General features: G+C 60.6%; 17 protein-coding genes and 1 tRNA gene. 3 read left to right on the top strand and 15 right to left on the bottom strand.

Features of this window, described 5'->3' with window-relative positions; all coding sequences use genetic code 11:
- Positions 1–182: 182 nt before the first annotated feature.
- Entirely contained in the window at positions 183–2,066 is a 1,884-nt protein-coding gene (locus IJL83_02610) for a hypothetical protein (protein MBQ6552490.1), read from the top strand.
- Between the two features lie 515 nt (positions 2,067–2,581).
- Here IJL83_02610 and IJL83_02615 read toward each other — a convergent pair.
- From IJL83_02615 to IJL83_02625, 3 genes are all read right to left on the bottom strand, one after another.
- On the bottom strand, positions 2,582–3,163 hold the full coding sequence (locus IJL83_02615) for a hypothetical protein (protein MBQ6552491.1): 582 nt from the start codon (positions 3,161–3,163) through the stop codon (positions 2,582–2,584).
- 340 nt (positions 3,164–3,503) lie between these two features.
- Positions 3,504–4,127: a DUF47 family protein gene (locus IJL83_02620; protein MBQ6552492.1), complete on the bottom strand. Its 624-nt coding sequence runs from the start codon at positions 4,125–4,127 to the stop codon at positions 3,504–3,506.
- A 44-nt stretch (positions 4,128–4,171) separates the two neighbouring features.
- Complete coding sequence (locus IJL83_02625) at positions 4,172–5,227, bottom strand: inorganic phosphate transporter (protein ID MBQ6552493.1); 1,056 nt, start codon at positions 5,225–5,227, stop codon at positions 4,172–4,174.
- Positions 5,228–5,485: 258 nt separating this feature from the next.
- On the opposite strand from IJL83_02625, the gene IJL83_02630 reads away from it, so the two are divergent.
- Positions 5,486–5,559: transfer RNA gene (locus tag IJL83_02630), tRNA-Gln, on the top strand.
- 52 nt (positions 5,560–5,611) lie between these two features.
- On the opposite strand, the gene IJL83_02635 is transcribed toward IJL83_02630, so the two are convergent.
- A complete protein-coding gene (locus IJL83_02635; protein ID MBQ6552494.1) occupies positions 5,612–7,405 on the bottom strand; it encodes an ATP-binding protein in 1,794 nt (597 codons plus the stop codon).
- Between the two features lie 35 nt (positions 7,406–7,440).
- Positions 7,441–8,307: an HD domain-containing protein gene (locus IJL83_02640; GenBank protein ID MBQ6552495.1), complete on the bottom strand. Its 867-nt coding sequence runs from the start codon at positions 8,305–8,307 to the stop codon at positions 7,441–7,443.
- Positions 8,308–8,894: 587 nt separating this feature from the next.
- Between IJL83_02640 and IJL83_02645 the strand changes: the two genes are divergently transcribed.
- Positions 8,895–9,710: a YwaF family protein gene (locus tag IJL83_02645; GenBank protein ID MBQ6552496.1), complete on the top strand. Its 816-nt coding sequence runs from the start codon at positions 8,895–8,897 to the stop codon at positions 9,708–9,710.
- A gap of 199 nt (positions 9,711–9,909) precedes the next feature.
- On the opposite strand, the gene IJL83_02650 is transcribed toward IJL83_02645, so the two are convergent.
- The 10 genes from IJL83_02650 to IJL83_02695 all read right to left on the bottom strand — a co-directional run.
- Positions 9,910–10,599: an SGNH/GDSL hydrolase family protein gene (locus tag IJL83_02650; protein ID MBQ6552497.1), complete on the bottom strand. Its 690-nt coding sequence runs from the start codon at positions 10,597–10,599 to the stop codon at positions 9,910–9,912.
- Between the two features lie 68 nt (positions 10,600–10,667).
- The gene (locus IJL83_02655; protein ID MBQ6552498.1) at positions 10,668–11,450 is read right to left on the bottom strand and encodes a hypothetical protein; all 783 of its coding nucleotides are present in this window, start codon (positions 11,448–11,450) and stop codon (positions 10,668–10,670) included.
- A complete protein-coding gene (locus IJL83_02660; GenBank protein ID MBQ6552499.1) occupies positions 11,447–11,785 on the bottom strand; it encodes a PadR family transcriptional regulator in 339 nt (112 codons plus the stop codon). The genes IJL83_02655 and IJL83_02660 overlap by 4 nt, the downstream gene beginning before the upstream one ends.
- Before the next feature lie 112 nt (positions 11,786–11,897).
- A complete protein-coding gene (locus IJL83_02665; GenBank protein MBQ6552500.1) occupies positions 11,898–12,464 on the bottom strand; it encodes a hypothetical protein in 567 nt (188 codons plus the stop codon).
- Positions 12,464–13,306: a metal ABC transporter permease gene (locus tag IJL83_02670; GenBank protein MBQ6552501.1), complete on the bottom strand. Its 843-nt coding sequence runs from the start codon at positions 13,304–13,306 to the stop codon at positions 12,464–12,466. Before IJL83_02670 ends, IJL83_02665 begins: the two co-directional genes overlap by 1 nt.
- Before the next feature lie 8 nt (positions 13,307–13,314).
- Positions 13,315–14,019: a metal ABC transporter ATP-binding protein gene (locus IJL83_02675; GenBank protein ID MBQ6552502.1), complete on the bottom strand. Its 705-nt coding sequence runs from the start codon at positions 14,017–14,019 to the stop codon at positions 13,315–13,317.
- A gap of 12 nt (positions 14,020–14,031) precedes the next feature.
- A complete protein-coding gene (locus IJL83_02680; GenBank protein MBQ6552503.1) occupies positions 14,032–15,069 on the bottom strand; it encodes a zinc ABC transporter substrate-binding protein in 1,038 nt (345 codons plus the stop codon).
- Between the two features lie 124 nt (positions 15,070–15,193).
- Entirely contained in the window at positions 15,194–15,487 is a 294-nt protein-coding gene (locus IJL83_02685) for a hypothetical protein (GenBank protein MBQ6552504.1), read from the bottom strand.
- A gap of 43 nt (positions 15,488–15,530) precedes the next feature.
- Complete coding sequence (locus IJL83_02690; protein MBQ6552505.1) at positions 15,531–16,622, bottom strand: sodium ion-translocating decarboxylase subunit beta; 1,092 nt, start codon at positions 16,620–16,622, stop codon at positions 15,531–15,533.
- A 99-nt stretch (positions 16,623–16,721) separates the two neighbouring features.
- A partial coding sequence (locus tag IJL83_02695) for a biotin/lipoyl-binding protein (GenBank protein ID MBQ6552506.1) occupies positions 16,722–17,023 on the bottom strand: 302 nt, incomplete at its 5' end.

A 17,023-nucleotide genomic window follows, 5' to 3' on the forward strand; every position in this document is an offset into this window, starting at 1 on the left:
CCCGCGACTTCATTAAGAAAGGAGCAAATCGGCGAAGCCGATTTGAATATATTCAAATTGCCTGCGGCAATTTGTTCCTCAATCAGCGGGCGCAGCCCGCGACTTCATTTCTTCATTAGCCAAAGGCGTCTTCATCAGCGGGCGCAGCCCGCGACTTCATTAAGAAAGGAGAGTCCTTCCTTATGCAGAGCACCTACACACGCGGAAAATTCACGCTGATGCTCGATCACGACGCCCGCCTGCGCGGGCTTACGCTCATCCGCGGCGAACGCCTTGTCGCGGACGGCTTCGCGCTCCGCTCCGGCGGCGCGGACGTAACCGCGCCCTCGCTCGAAGGCGTGACCGAAACGCCGGACGGCGTTATCCTCTCCCTCGCGGCGAACGGCGCGGCGATCGAGTGGGAGCTGCGCTTCGGCGGCGGTTTCTTCGACGACCGCGTTATCCTCACCTGCCCGAAGGACGCCTCGCCCGAGGGCTTCTTCCTGCTGCTGACCTGCCCCGCCGCCGGAGCCGGCTTCATGCGGGTGCCGATGGGCGACCCGAACGAAAAGCCGCGCGTCCTCGGCGCCGACGAGCTCGGCGAAGGCGGCGAATGGGAGGGCGTCACCTTCTCGCGCGGAGACGAAGGCGTCTGCGTGGCGAAGCACCCCTCCGACCTGCGCCCCGTGTGGATTTCTCTGCGCCGAAGCGGCGGCAAGCTGCTTTTCGGCGGCGCGGCGTACGTCTCACGCTTCGGCATCGCGCCACCGCGCGAAGAGAACGCGGACGGAACGCGCGTCGACTTCCGCTTCACGCGCTATATGCTCTTTGAGGGCGGCGCGGAGGACGGCTTCCGCTTCTACCGCGAGTTTATGCGCGAAAACGGCGTGACTCTGCCGGCGGACTACGACCCGCCGACGAACTACTGCGTATTCTACGAATCCTGGTTTCTCGCGCCGCCGGAGATCGGCGAGTGCCACGGAATGGATTTCGACTTCCTTACCGGCAAGATGGCGGACTACGCGAACGCCCTGCGCTGCGGACTGATATATCTCGATCAGGGCTGGGACAAGGTCTTCGGCTCGCTCGAATGGGACGAGGCGCGCCTGCGCAAGCCCGCGGAGCTCGCCGCCGCGCTGCGCGAAAAGGGGCTCGGGCTCGGCGCGCTGATCGCGATGCACGTTCAGGGCGACTGCCTGCCGGAGAGCGTTTATATGCGCGGCGAGGACGGCTCCGTCATCGCCGGCGACCCGTGGCATCCCATCGGCGTATGCCCCTGCTCCGACGAGTATAAGCGGCTGCGCTACGACCGCCTCAAATACCTCGCCGACAGCGGCGTGAGCTTCTTCAGCTACGACTTCATGAACCTCGACGTGCCCTGCCGGTCGCGCAATCATCAGCATCCCGTCCCCTCCGACGCCTACTACGGCACTATGGCGCTGGTCGAGGGGCAGGAACGGCTCAAAGCCGAATGCCCCGGCCTGCTGATCGAGAGCCACGACTGGTACAGCTCCGGCGGCTGCTACTACCCGATATACTGCTTCGGCGCGAGCCACCACGAGCGCTGGGGCTTCGAGTATATGTGGAAGCCGCTGGAGGACTACGCCAACGGCCGCGTGCAGAATCTCTACTGGTACAACCTCGCCTACGACAAGCCGCTTTATCTGCATATGGACCTGACCGGCGCGGGCGACAAGGCGGAGGTCTTCTGGTTTTACGCAAGCTTGGTGCGCCACCTCGGCGTGGGCAGCTACGGCAACCTCGACGACGCGCACAAGAAGCTGATGCGCAACGCGGCCGCCGTCTACGCGGAGCTGAAGCCGTTTTTCACCCGCGGCGCGTTCGACGGGCACGGGCCGACGGCGCATATTCATACGCTCAAGGGCGAGGGCTCGGTCGTATGCCTCTTCGCGGAGGCGGAGGACAGAGCGGGCGAGGAGTTCTTCACCGCCGCGGAGCTCGGGCTTGAGCGCGTTTCCGAAGCGCGGCTGCTCTGGGGCGACGCGGAGGTCGAAGCTTCCGAAGGCGGCGTGAGGATCTCCCCGCGCTTCGACGGCGACGGAGCTGTAATCGTCCGCGTGCGCTGACGCGCGCGGGAGAAGGACAATGATATATCGCCCGTTCGGGCGATCATAACTCTAAACTCTAAACTCTAAACTCTAAACTCAAAAACCCCGTCCAAAGGGCGTGCAGATAAGGGATAAGTCGGGTTTTGAATGGCTGTTTCCCGCCCAAGCTTTACAAAAAACAGCGGCCATACATCAAGTATGACCGCTGTTTTGTTGTTTTGCCTGAACGATAAACATCTCGTTCAAAACTGCTCCGCATCTTAAAAAGAGAGGTTTTTGTGTCGGTCAAGGCGAAAGCGCGATGGAATACTGTATGTATTCCGAGCGCTTTCAACGCCGACCGGCGCGAAAAGATCCTTTTTAAGACCGGCGTATCCCTTATCTGCACGCCCAGATCGGACGGGGTTTTCTTTAAGTTATGAGTTCGCGGCAAGCCGCTGCACCTCATCCGTCATCGCCGCATCCGCGCCGATGACACCTTCCCCTCAAGGGGAAGGCATGCGGACGAGCGATGCTCGTCCCTACGCATTCGCTTATCCGAGCCAGAGGGTCTCGAGGACCATATCTTCCATCTTCTCGTACTCGGCGGCGTTGCTGCCGCGCGTGAGGACGACTTCGTAGACGGCGTCGTCGGTCGCGGCGGCCATATAAAGCTTCTTGCCGTTGTCGCTCGCGCGCCAGGTCGTGCCGTTGACGACCTTGTCGGAAAGGGCGTCGACGCCGCTGTTGCTCGCGAGGACGGATTTGGCGATGTATGAATCGATTTCGAAGTTTTCGCTCAGGCCGCTGACGCAGATATTCAGGTCGGTGCCCGCGGCGGTGTAGTAATTATACACGCCGAGCATGCCGTTATACTCGTTCTCGGTCATGCCCTCGGGGTATTCGGCGCAGAGATCGTAGATCTCGACGGGTACGCCGCCGGCGGTCGGACGCTGCGCGGCGGACGAACTCTCCGGTCCGGATCCGGATTCGCCGCCCTGTTCGCCGCCGGATCCGACGGCCGAGCCGCCGGCTTCGGAGCCCGCGGGCGCGGCGGGTTTTTCGCCGCAGGCGGCGAAAAGAAGCAGCGCCGCAAGCAGCAGCGCGAGGATAGAGATCACGCGTTTGGTTTTCATGATAAACGCTCCTTTGTCGTGTTTGTGATGCGTTACCTCATTCCGAGGAGCCGCGAACGCGCCGACGGGGAATCCCCTGCCGTTCTGCAGACGGCTGCATAAGGCGTGGGGTCCTTCGGGCTTCGCCCTCAGGATGACAGGTGTTCAGCGTCAATGCGCGGGCGATTGATAATCGCCTCTACGGTTTGCGCGCCGCTCAAACGCGATTTCAATTTACCGACCTCAAGCAGCGCGGAGAAATGGTATTTTCAGATGATTTGCGGCGCGGAAGGACGACGGCTAGGCTATTGCCTGCCGAGGACGACAAGCCGCAAAGGGCTGAAAATAACATTTCGTCGTCTTAGCTGTTTTTCATGATGACGCTCTCGCATACATTCGCCACGTGTTCGCACGCGTCGCAGCATTTCTCGAGGCGTTCGTAGCAGTAGGTCAGCGGCAGGAGCTTGGTCGCGTCGGCGCACTCGGCGTAGAGCGAGTGCATGCTCTCGACGTAGAGCTTGTCGCCCTCCTCCTCCATGCTGTTGACGTCGATGATGAGGGCGCCGATGCGCTCGGACTTGCGGAACTTCGGGAACTCCTCCATAACGTCGCGCAGGGTGCGGCAGCACATGGCGATGATTTTGGTGAAGCGCTGCGCCGCGGGCGGCACCTCTTTCATATTATACATATAAATGCGCAGGTAGACGTCCTCTATGCAGTCGACGACCTCGTCGATCTCGCCGGCGAGGTGCGCGATGTCCTCGCGCTCGATAGGCGGGACGAACTCGCGCGAGAGGTTGTCGATGATCTCGTGCTTGATGTGGTCGGCGCGGTTCTCGATGACGTGCAGGCGCGTGCGCGTTTCCTCGACCTTGTCGGGGTGGAAGTCGGTGATCTCCGCTTCGAGCAGCTCCGCCGCTTCGACCGCGCAGACGGTCATTTCATAGAACGCGCGAAAGTAATCAAATCCTTTTTTTCTTGCCATAGCTTCCTCCTAAAACATCGCCTTTTGAGGCGAGGGCGTATCACTTAAAATATACGAAGCGCGAGCCAGGTCAGCGCGTAGCCGATGGCGCCGCAGAACGGAAAGACGATGAACCACGAATATATAAGGCGCTTTGAAAGCCCCCAGTTGACGTTGGTCAGACGCTTCGACGCGCCGGTGCCCATGATGGCGGCGGTCTTCGCGTGGGTAGTGCTGATGGGAAGTCCGGTCAGGGTGGCGATCAGCACGCAGGTCGCGCCCGCGAAGTCAGCGGAAAACGCTTCGTAACGCTCCATCTTGACCATATCCATGCCGACCGACTTGATTATACGCGTGCTGCAGAACGCCGAGCCGATACCCATTACAAGCGCGACGGCAAGCATCATCCAGTACGGGACGGCGGTTTCGGAGGTGCTTTCGCCTCCGGTCATACAGGCGGCGATGAACATTATCGCGATGAACTTCTGACCGTCCTGCGCGCCGTGCATGAAGGACATGAACGCGCCGGAGCCGATCTGCGACAGCTTGAAGGGGCGGTCGAGCCGGCGGCGGTCGGCGCGGCGGAAGATGAAGCCGATGAAACGCGTGTATATGAATCCGAGGATCGCGCCGACGACTATCGAAACGGCGAGGCCGTAAAGCACCTTTTGCCACTCGCCGAAGTTTATCGCCTTGAAGCTGCCGACGGCGGCGATCGCCGCGCCGGAAATTCCCGCGATGAGCGAATGGCTCTGGCTGCTCGGCAGTCCGAACGCCCAGGCGACTACCGCCCAGACGACGACGGCGACGAGTCCGGCGCAGAGCGCGACGGTCGAAACGTGTCTGTCGCTGCCGAAATCGAGCATTTTCGACATAGTGCCGGCGACCTTTCCGCTGATGGCGCTCATCAGGAAAACGCCGAGAAAGTCGAAGAACGCGCACATAAGCAGCGCCGCGCGCGGCCGCATACAGCGGCTTGAAACGCAGGTCGCGATCGAATTCGGCGCGTCCGTCCAGCCGTTGACGAAGACGCCCGCGAGCGTCAGCAGTACCGCTATGAGCAGCACCGGATTCGTAAACATCGTATTCAGAAAATCACCCGAAGGCAGCCATGAGCCCATAAGCATTTTTCCTTCTCTTTTCGCGTTTTGCCGGCGCGGAACGACGCCGCGCCGCAATCCCTTATGTTAATGATACCATACAACCGCCGCAATTTCAAGGGGAAATTCGACCGGGGGCGCGCCGCGGCGCGTTTTTTCGGCAAAAACCGCGGGGCGTGAGCGGACAAGACCGGTTAAGTCGGATTTTCGACAAAAAAGTGTTGACAATTCTGATTTTTCGGTTATAATATAACTTGCGTCCGAAAAAAGGCGCGGTATTGCCGAATTGTGTAATGGTAGCACGACAGACTCTGACTCTGTTTGTCTGGGTTCGAATCCTAGTTCGGCAACCAGAAAAAGCACCCCTTGCGGGGTGCTTTTTTTATGCGGAAGTCATGCCGCGGCTCACACGGTTATTATCAGGTTGTTAGTCTTCATCGTGGCGGTGTAGGAGATGTCCTTCGCGGCAGCCATGACGGTGCGGATGCCGACGCCCTTCTCCGGATTTTCCGGATCGTACTCCCACTTCTCCGCCTTCTCCTTGAAGTTGAAAAGCACGCAGTCGTCGCGCAGGCGCAGGACGGGCGCGCCGTCCTTGACTATCACGCGGACCGCGAGGTTATGCGGTTTGCCGTCCTTAGTGAAGCCGTGTTTGATGACGTTGACCGCCATCTCCTCCGCGCAGAGCGCGAGGCGGTTGGCGGTCTTCGCGTCCACGCCGCGCTCGGCGCAGAAGCCGGCAAGACGTTCCGCGAAGGCGGCGGACTCCTCCACCGTCTGCGGCGACGCCTCTATCAGATCATCGTCAGACACGCCGAAGCCGCGCGGCAGGAACATATGCGCCTCCGCGCCGCTTCTGCTCTTATCCCTGAAGACAAACGCGCTTATCACTATCAGCGCGCTGAGAAGCGCCTGCCCGATCGGGAACGCCAGCCACACGCCGTCCGTTCCCATAAACGAACTGAGCGCGTAAGCCGCGGCCGCCGGAAGCGCTACCTCTATGCCGATATTCACAAACACCGACGCCCAGCCGCGCGAAAGCGCCTGCAGGTAGCCCGCGGACGATACGTTGAACGCGAGGAACGGCAGACAGCACGCGTAGCAGCGCAGCGCCGACGTCGCCATATCCCGCGTCGCCCCCGCCTCCGGTATGAACACCGAGGCGATGAACGGCGAAGCGCAGAATACCGCGGCCGCAAGCGCGGTCACGCCGATAAGTATATCCTTTAACGCCGTAGAGGTAACGGTCTTCAAACCGTGGATATTCTGCTCGCCGACCATTATGCCGCTCATCATCAGCACCGCGCCGCCTATCCCCCAGCCGAGCGAGCCGAGCGCGAAGGAACTGCCGGTGCTCGCGGAGAGCGCGGTCACGCCCGCGTCTCCGGCGATGCGGAGCACGAGCGCGTTCAGCAGTATCGGGAGCAGCGCGCGGCCGAGCATACATACCGCGCGCGGAGCGCCGTCCTTCAGCAGCGGCGCAATATTCTTCGCCCGCATCTCCTTCGCGGAGTAGCGGAGCGATCTCTTCTTTTTGCCCGCGAAGTGCAGGAGCACTACGGCGAGGGCGGCGTAGTGGCTTATCGCGCTCGCCAGTCCCATCCCGAACATCCCTCCGTCAAAGACGAAGATGTTGAGCAGGTCGCCGATTATGTCTACGGCGGCGTTGACGACGCTCGCGACCTTCGGAAGCGACGTCGCTCCGTCAAGCTGCAGCATCGGAGTCAGCACGACGAACATTATGAAGCCCGGCGCGCCGATGAATATGCCGCGCAGGTACGCGACGGTATCGGAAAAGACCTCCGCGCTCGCCGCCTTCGCGCCGAAAAGTCCCGCGAGCCCCTCCGTGAAAACGAGCCCGCCGACGCAGAACAGCGCGGAAAGCGCGACGCCGAGCGTTACGGTCAGCGAGTATACGCCGGAAAGCCCCTTCAGATCGCCGCGGCCGACGGCCTTCGTCATCATATTGATGCTGCCGACCATAAGAATGCCGCTGATTATCGAGGCGATGCTGAAATACGGGCCGCCGAGGCCGAACGCCGCGAGCGCTCCCGCGCCGAGGAAGCGCCCCGTCAGCATGGAGTCTATTATCGCGGTCAGCGCTCCCGTCAGCTCCGCTATGAGCAGCGTTATCATCGCGCTCTGAAAGAGCTTAGCCGTCATCGCCTTATCCGCTTTGTCAACGCCAGTGCGCGCCATGCGTCCGCCGCCTTTCTTTCGTTGTTCCGATCGGGTCAAAGCTCCCTGATAAGCACCTTTTGCTGCGAAATGCTATGAGGCGTGCGCCCTATGACCGCGGCGCGGCATTCGTCGAGCGTATCCTGCATCTTGACGGCCATCTTCTTTATCTCTTCAAAAATGCCCGCGTCGGAGGAATCGACGGCCAGCGTGAACGCGTCTTCGGTTATCTCAAGCCCGTGTACCGCGCGGTGCATATTGAAAGAAAGGATGTTCGCGACCTCCTTGTCGCCGTAAAGCAGCGGCGAGTTGCGGTCGGAGGCGACGTCGATCTCGTCCGCGAGGCGTATCAGCGCCGCGAGGTAGGGCAGGCAGACCGTGTTCCCGTTCGGCATTTTCAGCGCGACGGGGTATTCGGCTTCATCCTTCAGGTCGGTGCGGCGGTGTCCGAGCGCGATCTCCGCGACCGCGCGCAGGTGCTCCTGCGACGGCAGCTCGAAGAGATCGGCGTATTTCCTGATGAAAAACCAGGAGTATTGGTGATGATACGCGCGTATGGTGTTTTTTATATCGTCCGGATCGTTGGCGTCGAAAAAGTCGCCGAAGTCCATCTCGCGCGAGAACTCCTCATAGTCCTTTTTCGTCACTCCCATGCCGGTGTCGTGGAAGTAGCAGCCCATCAGCAGAGAGTATATCTCGTCGGCGTTCAGCGCGCCGATCCCGTCGCCGATGAGCTGATTGCAGAAGTTGATGACTGTAAGCGAGTGGAGCTCCGTGTGGTCGGTGTAGTCCGGGAAGATGAGCTGGTAGTTCGACAGTATGCGCTGCAGGCAGAAGACCGCGTCGGTGAAGCGCTTGTGAAGCTCCGGATCGAGCGCTCTCAGCCTGCGCTCCATCGCGAAGTCGTGCTTGTACTCATCCATTCGCTTTTCCCCTTTCTTCCGCGCCGCGCCCGCATTTTTCGTATAGAGTAATTATATCATCATTACGGCGTTCAGTCAATAAGATTTACGGCGCGCCTGTCGGCCCGAGCGGAGTAAAGCGAGTCAAAGGATCTCACACAGCGCAGCGGGCAGGTCTGTCATCCTGAGCGGAGGCGAAGCCGGAGTCGAAGGATCTTGTCGGTAACGGTCGTGTTATCGGGAAAGTGTGCAGTCGGAAACGGGGGCTACGCTTCGTTTTCTTTCGCGGCGCTTTCGCGTCAATCCCCGGACGAGCAATGCTCGTCCCTACGGGTGACAAACGCGGCGCGGGCGCGCGATTGCGCGGACGAGCGATGCTCGTCCCTACGGGTAACGAACACGGCTTGCTGCGTGAATGCGCGGACGAGCAATGCTCGTCCCTACGGGTGACGAACGCTGTCGGTTGCGTAGGGACGAGCATCGCTCGTCCGAAAAATTTGAGGTTCGCGACCGTCCGCGGTTTCTGCCGAAGCGGCGCACGAAAATCGCTGTTCCCTTTCCGCGCAAACCGTGTTATAATACACTTATAAACTCAACGGGGGCGCGGTATGAACTACAGCTTCTTTGACTACAAATACAACATCGAGGGGTTCGATTCCGACTTTTTCTCCACCGAGCATATCGTCTTCATCGCGCTGGCGTACGTCCTCACGCTGCTGCTCTGTTGGGCCTTCCGCAGGGCGCGGCGCGAGCGCATCGACGTCGGGCTGAAGGTGCTTTCGATAGCGATGGTGCTGCTCGAAGCGACGAAGATAACGTGGGAAAGCTATTACGATATAACCACGGGGCGCGGCTTCAACTGGTACGGCCTGCTGCCGATATACACCTGCTCGCTTTTCATCTACGCGCTGCTCGTCGCCGCCTGGACGAAGGGCAAGCCGCGGGAGTACTGCCTGAGCTTCATCACGACGATAAGTCTGCTTTACGGCGCGGTCGGCGTCGTCTACTGCAACGGGCTGAACTTCTACCCCTTCTGGACCTTCGGCGCGTTTTATTCGATGTTCTTCCACACGACGATGTTCGCGACGGGCGTCTTCCTGCTCGCGACGCGGTATAAGGCGCTCGAGTGGAAGGATTCGCTCCGCGCCATGGTGCCGGTGCTGATCCTCGCGGCTGTCGCGATACCGGTCAACCACTTCCTCGGATCCGACTATATGATGATATACAGCGGCAGCGGAGTGCCGTTTTACGAAGGCCTCGCCGCCTCCCTCGCGGAAAAGGGGCTGCGCTTCGTCTACACCGGCATAATGCTCACCACGCATATCCCGCTCGCCCTGCTCGTGATCGCGCTCTATAAGCTCGCGAAAGCGGCGAACGCGAAGTTCGCGCCGGCGGGAGAAGGCGTCCGCGAAGCGAACTCATAGCCCGCGCGAAGCGCGATCATAACCGTAAACCGTTAAGCGAAAACCGCACCCGAAGGGGTGCGGTTTTTGAGTTTAGAGTTTACAACTATGATACGGCTTCGACGCAGTTATGAGCCCGCCTGCGGCGGGCGCTTACGCCGCTTCGCGGCTACACCTCATCCGCCCCTTCGGGGCACCTTCCCCTCAAGGGGAAGGCGTATCACACGTTCACGCCGGAAAAGTTGCCGCGCTTGTACTCCTCCGCGATGGTCTTATATATTAGCTCGTAGCCCTTTTCGTTCGGGTGGATGCCGTCGCGGCTCATAAGCCGCTCGTAGTGCCTGTCTCGCAGAAACGCCGAACGGATGTCGATCAGCTTTACGTCCAGCTTTTTCGCCAGCTCGACGACCTTCAGGTTATACATCTCCTGCCAGCGGTAGATGGTATGCGTGCCGCCGAGCCATTTCAGTATGTTCTCGCCGTTCTTGTCGCGGCTTATCCAGCGGAAGTACCGCTCCGCGACGATCGGCGGGAAGGTCAGTATCACGAGGTTGCCGCCCGCTTCGAGGATTATTTCTATCAGCCGCCGGTAAGCCTTCTCGAAAACGCCGCAGGGCGTTCTGCATTCGTGCTCGCCCTCCGGATCGTCCGAAACGCGCTGCCAGTCGAAGTCGCAGTCGTTGCCGCCGAGCTCGAGAAAGACGCTGTCGTACTGCCCGAGCTCCTCGCTGTGCCGCTTTACGACGGGAAGCGCCTTCTCCAGCGTGCAGCCGAAGACGGCGTAGTTCTTCACCTCGAGCTCCTCGCCCGTCAGCCGCACGACGTCCGGCTTGACTATCTTATACTTGCCTTCGTCCGGCAGGGCGACGCCCTTGCCGATCGAGTCGCCGAAAATGCATATCTTCTTCATAAGTAAACCTCCCGTGAGGAACGCGCGGCGCTCCGCCGCAAAAGCATTTTTGCCTGTTTTTGCCTCGTTTATGCTCTGCGCCGGCGCAGCTCCGCGAAATATATCGCGAAGGCGACGATCACCAGATACAGCACGTAGACCAGCCACGCGACGTTCCACGCGCCGGTGAAAACGGAAAACGCCAGAAAGACTATCGTCGTCACGAGGAAACCGAGCCCCGCGAGCTCCCACCAGAACGCCTTCGTCCCGTGGGCGAAGAGCATCATATCCGCCGTCAGCCATACCGCCGCGATGACGAGCGCGATCAGCCAGCTTTTTTGCCAGAAGTTCCTTTCAAACAGCACCTGCGCCGTCAGGCTCGGCAGCACGTAAAGCAGCGGCACGAGCGAGAGGAATATCCCGCCGAACGCAAGCCGCGTCGGACCGCGAAAACCGAAGGACTTCGCGTAATTATACAGCTTGAACGCGACGTAAACAACGTAAACGAATGAGCCGGCGACCATCAGCAGCCAGGACTTATCGAAGCTTTTGAGCGTCACCAGACTGATATAGAGATAAACGCAGGTCAGCGCCAGCATGAACGCCGCGCTGAAGGTCAGCAGTCCGACGAGCAGGCGGCGCAGCGCGCCCATCGAGCTGCCGAGCTCGGCGTCGCGCACCGCCTCGGTGCAGTCGTTCATCAATTCGCGCGCCTGCCGCGCGGCTTCTTTTTCGTCCGTCCCGGCGGCGACGCAGTCGTCGAACTTGTCGCACATCATCGAATAAAGCTCGTCGCGCAGGTCGGTTATCTCCTTCGTCTTCGGATAGCGGCGGAATTTGCGCCACGCGTATTTTTTCAGCTCTTCCCTCATTCTCCGTCGCCCCCTATCAGCTTGTTGAGGATCACGTTCAGCTCGCGCCATTCCCGCGACTTGCGCGCGTGGTATTCGCGCCCCGCTTCGGTTATCGAATAATACTTTCGGCGCGCGCCGCCTTCCCCTTCGTCGCCCCAATAGGTCGTTATCAGACCGTCTTTTTCCATTCGCTTGAAGGCGGTGTAGATCGTGGCGTCCTTGATGTCTATCATGCCGTCGCCGGCGTCGAGGATGCGCTTGAGGATCTCGTAGCCGTAGGAATCGCCGCCGCGCAGGATCGCAAGGATCACCGTTTCGGTGTGCCCGCGCAGCACTTCGCCGGAATAGCTCATTTCGCCGCCCCCGTTTCTCTGTTTAGGTATCTAACGTGATTAGGTATTATTATAATAACATCGCGTTCCGGTTTTGTCAAGAAAAAATGACCGCAATTGCGGTCATTTTTTCTTATTCCGCCGGCGACTCCTTCCAATAGCTCAGCTCGGCGTTCAGAAGCTGGCAGTAGACGTTGTCCCCTTCTTTGTACGTATCAAACACGCCAACGACGGTCAGCTGCGTTTCAAGCGGAGGAAAGTCCTCCGGATAAGCGAGTTTTTCGGCGGGAACGAACTCCATACCCTGCGCGCAGCAGGCGGTCGCGTCCTCGATTATGCAGGCGTAATAGTTGCGGCTTTTGCCCTCGTACACGGCGAACGGGCCCTTGACCTTCACAACTTTGCCGATATACTCATCCGGCTCGCTCATCATATTGTAGACCTCGGAATAGACCATCGTGCTGCTGAGCTTCGTCAGATCTATGTCGTATTCCTTATACCTTGAATCCGAGGGCGTATCGGAGGACGGCCCCTGCGCGGAGCCGCTTTCCGGCGCCGGCGCGGAAGACGACATCCCGTTATTGAGCACGTCTTCCACGGTCCTGGTCGTGCCGGCGTTCGGGCGCTCCGACTCCGCGCCGCAGGCGCAAAGCGTGAAAAGCGTCATCAGACAGAGCAATACGGAAACTGTTTTTTTCATTATTTACCTCCTTTTGCCGCGGCTCCGATGAGCCAGAACACAAAGAACGCCGCGATATCGACAGCGACGACGGTCGAGCCGACGGGCGTGCCCGCGACGATCGAGATCAGCATCCCGAGCAGCGCGCAGCCGACGGAAAGCGCCGCCGAGCAGAGCGTCACGGACTTGAAGCTCTTGAAAACGCGCATCGCGGAAAGCGCGGGGAATATCACCAGCGCGGAGATGAGCAGCGAGCCGACGAGGTTCATCGCCAGCACGATTATCACCGCGACGACGACCGCGATAAGCAGGTTATACAACCCGGCGCGCACTCCGGTCGCGCGCGCGAAGCTCTCGTCAAACGTCACGGAGAATATCTTGTTATAAAACAGTATGAACACCGCGACGACCGCGACCGAAAGCCCTATGCAGAGCCATACGTCCGTCGACGAAAGCGTCAGGATCGAGGTCGAGCCGAAAAGCGTCGTGCAGACGTCGCCGGAAAGGTTGCCCGAGGTCGAAAAGATATTCATCAGAAGATAGCCGATCGCGAGCGCGCCGACGGAGATCATCGCGACGGCGGCGTCGCCCTTTATCTTCGCGCGCTGACCGGTGCGCAGCAGCAGCACCGCGCTTATCAGCGTCACGCCGAGGACGAGTGGCATATTGTTGGTCAGCTTCAGCACCGCCGCGATCGCCGTGGCGCCGAAGGCGACATGAGAGAGCCCGTCGCCGATGAAGGAAAAACGCTTGAGCACGAGAGTTACGCCGAGCAGCGACGAACAGAGCGCGATCAGCACCCCGACGATCAGCGCGTTCCGGACGAACGGGTATTGCAGATACAGCGCGAGCTTATCGAACATCTCCGCCATCACGCCTCACCACCCTTCAGAAAGCCGCGCGCGGCGGCGCAGGCGAGATATTCATCCCGCGTGCCGGACCAGACCTCCGAGCCGATATGGAGCACGCGGTCGGCGAAGGGCAGCGCCGCCTGAACGTCGTGCGTTATCATAATGACGGCGACGCCCTCCTCGCGGTTGAGCCGCGCGATCAGCTCATACATCTCCGCGGTGACCTTCGGATCGAGGCCGGCGACGGGCTCGTCGAGCAGCAGCGCCTTGCGCGTCGCGCAGAGGGCGCGCGCCAGCAGCACCCGCTGCTGCTGACCGCCCGAAAGCTCGCGGTAGCACCGCTTCGCCAGCGGCGCAAGCCCGAGTTTTTCGATATTTTCACGCGCCAGCCGCTTCTCCTCCCTGCCGTAAAACGGGCGCAAGCCCATACGGCTGCCGCAGCCGGAGATGACGATCTCCCAAACCGAAGCGGGAAAGTCGCGCTGGACCTCCGTCTGCTGCGGCAGATAGCCGATCTCGGTGCGCTTGAGACCGTCGCCCGTCAGGACCTCGCCGCGCAGGGGCGGCTGAAGCCCGAGTATCGTTTTCATAAGCGTGGTCTTACCGGAGCCGTTCTCCCCGACGACGCAGAGGTATTCACCGGCGCGGACCTCAAAATCGAGCCCGCCGATAAGCTCTCTGCCGTCGTAGCCGAGCGCGAGCCCCCGACAGGTGAGAAGTGCCATAGCTTATCCTCCCTATTTCAGCGCGTCCTTCAGGACGTTGAGGTTTTCCTTCATAACGGAAAGGTAGGTCGTTCCGCCGGCGGCGGACGCCGAAGTAACGGATTGGAGCGAATCGAGCGTCAGGACGCGCTGATCCTTCGTCTTCGTGCTTTCCTTCACGGTGCGGGCGATGGAGCCGTCCGCGCTCTCGATCTGAAGGATCGCGGTCAGCCCGAGCTCGTCGACCTTGCCGGCGAGGAACATTATGGTTTCAAAGCTCGCTTCGCTCTCCGCGGAGCAGCCGACGAAGGCGGCGTAGTAATCAAGCCCGTAATCGTCGACAAGGTAGCGGAACGGGAAGCGGTCAGCGAAAAGCAGCGTTCTGACCGGCGCGGCGTTCACCGCCGCGGCGTATTCGCCGTCCAGGGCGGCGAGCTTCGCCGTGTAAGCGGCGGCGTTCGACGCGTAAACGGCGGCGTTCGCCGGATCGAGCTGACCGAGCTTGCCGGCGATGTGCTCGCACAGGAACGCGGCGTGCTTCAGCGAAAGCCAGACGTGCTCGTCGTATTCCGGGCCTTCTTCCTCGTGCTCTTCGCCCTCCTCGTGCTCTTCGCCTTCCTCGTGCTCTTCGCCTTCCTCGTGCTCGTGGTCGTGCTCAGCTTCCATACCCTCCTTGACTTCCTCCTCTTTGACCTTGTCGCCGAGGACTTCGAGCAGATTAACGGCGATCAGCTTTTTGTTGTTCGCGGTTTTCAGCACGTCCTCTACCCATTCGTCGGATTCGCCGCCGACGTAAACGAACATATCGCAGTTTGATATCTTCACGATGTCGTCCGCGGTGGGCTTGTAGCTGTGAAGGTCGACGCCGTTATCCAGCAGAAGCGTCGGTTCGACGCTGTCGGCCTTGTCGCCGAGTATCTCTTTTATCCAGTCGTATTGCGGGAAGATCGTCGCCACGACGCTCAATTTTTCGTTCCCTTCATCGCTCGCGGGAGCGGGATCGCTTCCGCAGCCGGCGGGAACAACTGCCGCAATCAGCAGTGAAAGCAGTATTGCAAGCGTTTTTTTCATATTTCATAACCTCCGTATGTGAATCGTTGTTGATTTTGTGTATAGCAAAACACAAGGGCCGGCGTACGCCGGAAAAGTCCACCCCCGCGGGCAGACTTATCCCTTGTGTAATACGGAGTTTATTTCAGTTCAGCAGTTTGACCTTGAGCGAAGCGGGAGTGATCGCGGCGCGTAAAGCGCTCCGCGCAGAGCGCGAAAGCGCGGCGGTACGCAGCGCCGCCGCGGCAAGACAGACGAACGCCGCCGCGAGCACGCCGCGGAGCACGCCGCGGCACAGCGCGAGAAGTTCGCAGACCGGACAGTCCTCGCCGGAGCAGTCGTGATCCGCTTCCGCAGCTATAAAAACGAGGGACAACGCGACGGCGAGCGCGAATACCACCGCGAGCACGGTCGCGATGACGCGGTTCTTCTTCGTCATAATTGTCCCTCCTTTCAAGCGGTCGTTATCCGATTTCCGCCTATCAGGCGAACAGCGCGTATAAGAAGCCGGCAGCGACAGCGGACCCTATAACACCGGAGACGTTCGGCCCCATAGCGTGCATGAGCAGGAAGTTCGACGGGTTCGCCTTCTGGCCCTCGACCTGCGAGACGCGCGCCGCCATCGGAACGGCGGAAACGCCCGCGGAGCCGATCAGCGGGTTGATCTTGCCGCCGCTGACGACGTACATCAGCTTGCCGAGCAGGAGGCCGCCGACGGTGGAGAAGCAGAACGCGAAGAGGCCGAGGCCGATGATCTTGAGCGTGTCGAGCTTCAGGAAGTTGCTCGCGACGGCGGTCGCGCCGACGGAGACGCCGAGGAAGATCGTGACGATGTTCATCAGCGCGTTCTGCGCGGTGTCGGAGAGGCGGTCGGTGACGCCGCACTCCTTAAGCAGGTTGCCGAGCATCAGGCAGCCGAGCAGCGGCGCGACGGACGGCAGTATCAGGCAGGTAACTATCGTTACGATTATCGGGAAGAGTATCTTCTGGGTCTTGGAGACGGGGCGGAGCTGCTCCATCTTGACCTCGCGCTCCTTCTTGGTCGTCAGCGCGCGCATTATCGGCGGCTGGATCAGCGGGATCAGCGCCATATACGAGTACGCCGCGACCGCGATGGGCGCAAGCAGCTCCGGTTTCAGCGATTTCGTAAGCCATATCGCCGTAGGGCCGTCCGCGCCGCCGATGATGCCTATCGAAGCCGCGCCCTGCGCGTCGAAGCCGAGGATTATCGCGAGCGCGAAGGCGACGTAGATGCCGAACTGCGCGGCCGCGCCGAGCAGCATCGACTTCGGATTCGCAATCATCGGACCGAAGTCGGTCATCGCGCCGACGCCGAGGAATATCAGCGAGGGGTAGACGCCCGTCTTGACGCCGATGTAGAGTATGTCGAGCACGCCGCCGTGGCGGAGCACCTCGCCGTAGTTGATGTCGGTGACGTTCCACCAGTCAGCGTGGAAAACGCCGCCGAGCGGAAGGTTTGTAAGAAGCATGCCGAACGCGATGCCGACGAGCAGCAGCGGCTCAAACTTCTTCTTTATTCCGAGGTAAAGCAGCACGCAGGAAATGGCTATCATCACCACGGAACGCCAGTCGATATTGGCGATCAGCTGGTAAATGCCGGAGCTCTTCGCCAACTCGACGAAAGTGTCGAGAATGTTCAAAGCGCTACCCCCTTAACCCAGCGTAACGAGCGGATCGCCGCTGTTGACAGAAGCGCCCTTGGAGGTTATCACCTGCGCGACGACGCCGTCGCGGGGCGCCATGACCTCGTTTTCCATCTTCATCGCCTCGATGACGACGAGCACCTGCCCCTTCTTGACGGAGTCGCCCGCCGCGACCTTGATCGCGACGACGGAGCCGGGCAGCGGAGCGGGTACGGCTTCGCCGTTCACGGCGACGGCCGGAGCGGCGGCGACAGGCGCGGGAGCCGCGGGCGCGGCTGCGGGAGCCGGAGCGGCTGCCGGAGCGGGAGCCG

The sequence above is a fragment of the Clostridia bacterium genome (assembly GCA_017438525.1).
Lineage (GTDB): Bacteria > Bacillota > Clostridia > Oscillospirales > RGIG8002 > RGIG8002.

Bases quoted from the DNA above. Each gene is read 5' to 3' on its own strand.
- IJL83_02610 (MBQ6552490.1), top strand. From the start codon at position 183: ATGCAGAGCACCTACACACGCGGAAAATTCACGCTGATGCTCGATCAC.
- IJL83_02615 (MBQ6552491.1), bottom strand. From the start codon at position 3,163: ATGAAAACCAAACGCGTGATCTCTATCCTCGCGCTGCTGCTTGCGGCG.
- IJL83_02620 (MBQ6552492.1), bottom strand. From the start codon at position 4,127: ATGGCAAGAAAAAAAGGATTTGATTACTTTCGCGCGTTCTATGAAATG.
- IJL83_02625 (MBQ6552493.1), bottom strand. From the start codon at position 5,227: ATGGGCTCATGGCTGCCTTCGGGTGATTTTCTGAATACGATGTTTACG.
- IJL83_02635 (MBQ6552494.1), bottom strand. From the start codon at position 7,405: ATGGCGCGCACTGGCGTTGACAAAGCGGATAAGGCGATGACGGCTAAG.
- IJL83_02640 (MBQ6552495.1), bottom strand. From the start codon at position 8,307: ATGGATGAGTACAAGCACGACTTCGCGATGGAGCGCAGGCTGAGAGCG.
- IJL83_02645 (MBQ6552496.1), top strand. From the start codon at position 8,895: ATGAACTACAGCTTCTTTGACTACAAATACAACATCGAGGGGTTCGAT.
- IJL83_02650 (MBQ6552497.1), bottom strand. From the start codon at position 10,599: ATGAAGAAGATATGCATTTTCGGCGACTCGATCGGCAAGGGCGTCGCC.
- IJL83_02655 (MBQ6552498.1), bottom strand. From the start codon at position 11,450: ATGAGGGAAGAGCTGAAAAAATACGCGTGGCGCAAATTCCGCCGCTAT.
- IJL83_02660 (MBQ6552499.1), bottom strand. From the start codon at position 11,785: ATGAGCTATTCCGGCGAAGTGCTGCGCGGGCACACCGAAACGGTGATC.
- IJL83_02665 (MBQ6552500.1), bottom strand. From the start codon at position 12,464: ATGAAAAAAACAGTTTCCGTATTGCTCTGTCTGATGACGCTTTTCACG.
- IJL83_02670 (MBQ6552501.1), bottom strand. From the start codon at position 13,306: ATGTTCGATAAGCTCGCGCTGTATCTGCAATACCCGTTCGTCCGGAAC.
- IJL83_02675 (MBQ6552502.1), bottom strand. From the start codon at position 14,019: ATGGCACTTCTCACCTGTCGGGGGCTCGCGCTCGGCTACGACGGCAGA.
- IJL83_02680 (MBQ6552503.1), bottom strand. From the start codon at position 15,069: ATGAAAAAAACGCTTGCAATACTGCTTTCACTGCTGATTGCGGCAGTT.
- IJL83_02685 (MBQ6552504.1), bottom strand. From the start codon at position 15,487: ATGACGAAGAAGAACCGCGTCATCGCGACCGTGCTCGCGGTGGTATTC.
- IJL83_02690 (MBQ6552505.1), bottom strand. From the start codon at position 16,622: ATGATAGCCATTTCCTGCGTGCTGCTTTACCTCGGAATAAAGAAGAAG.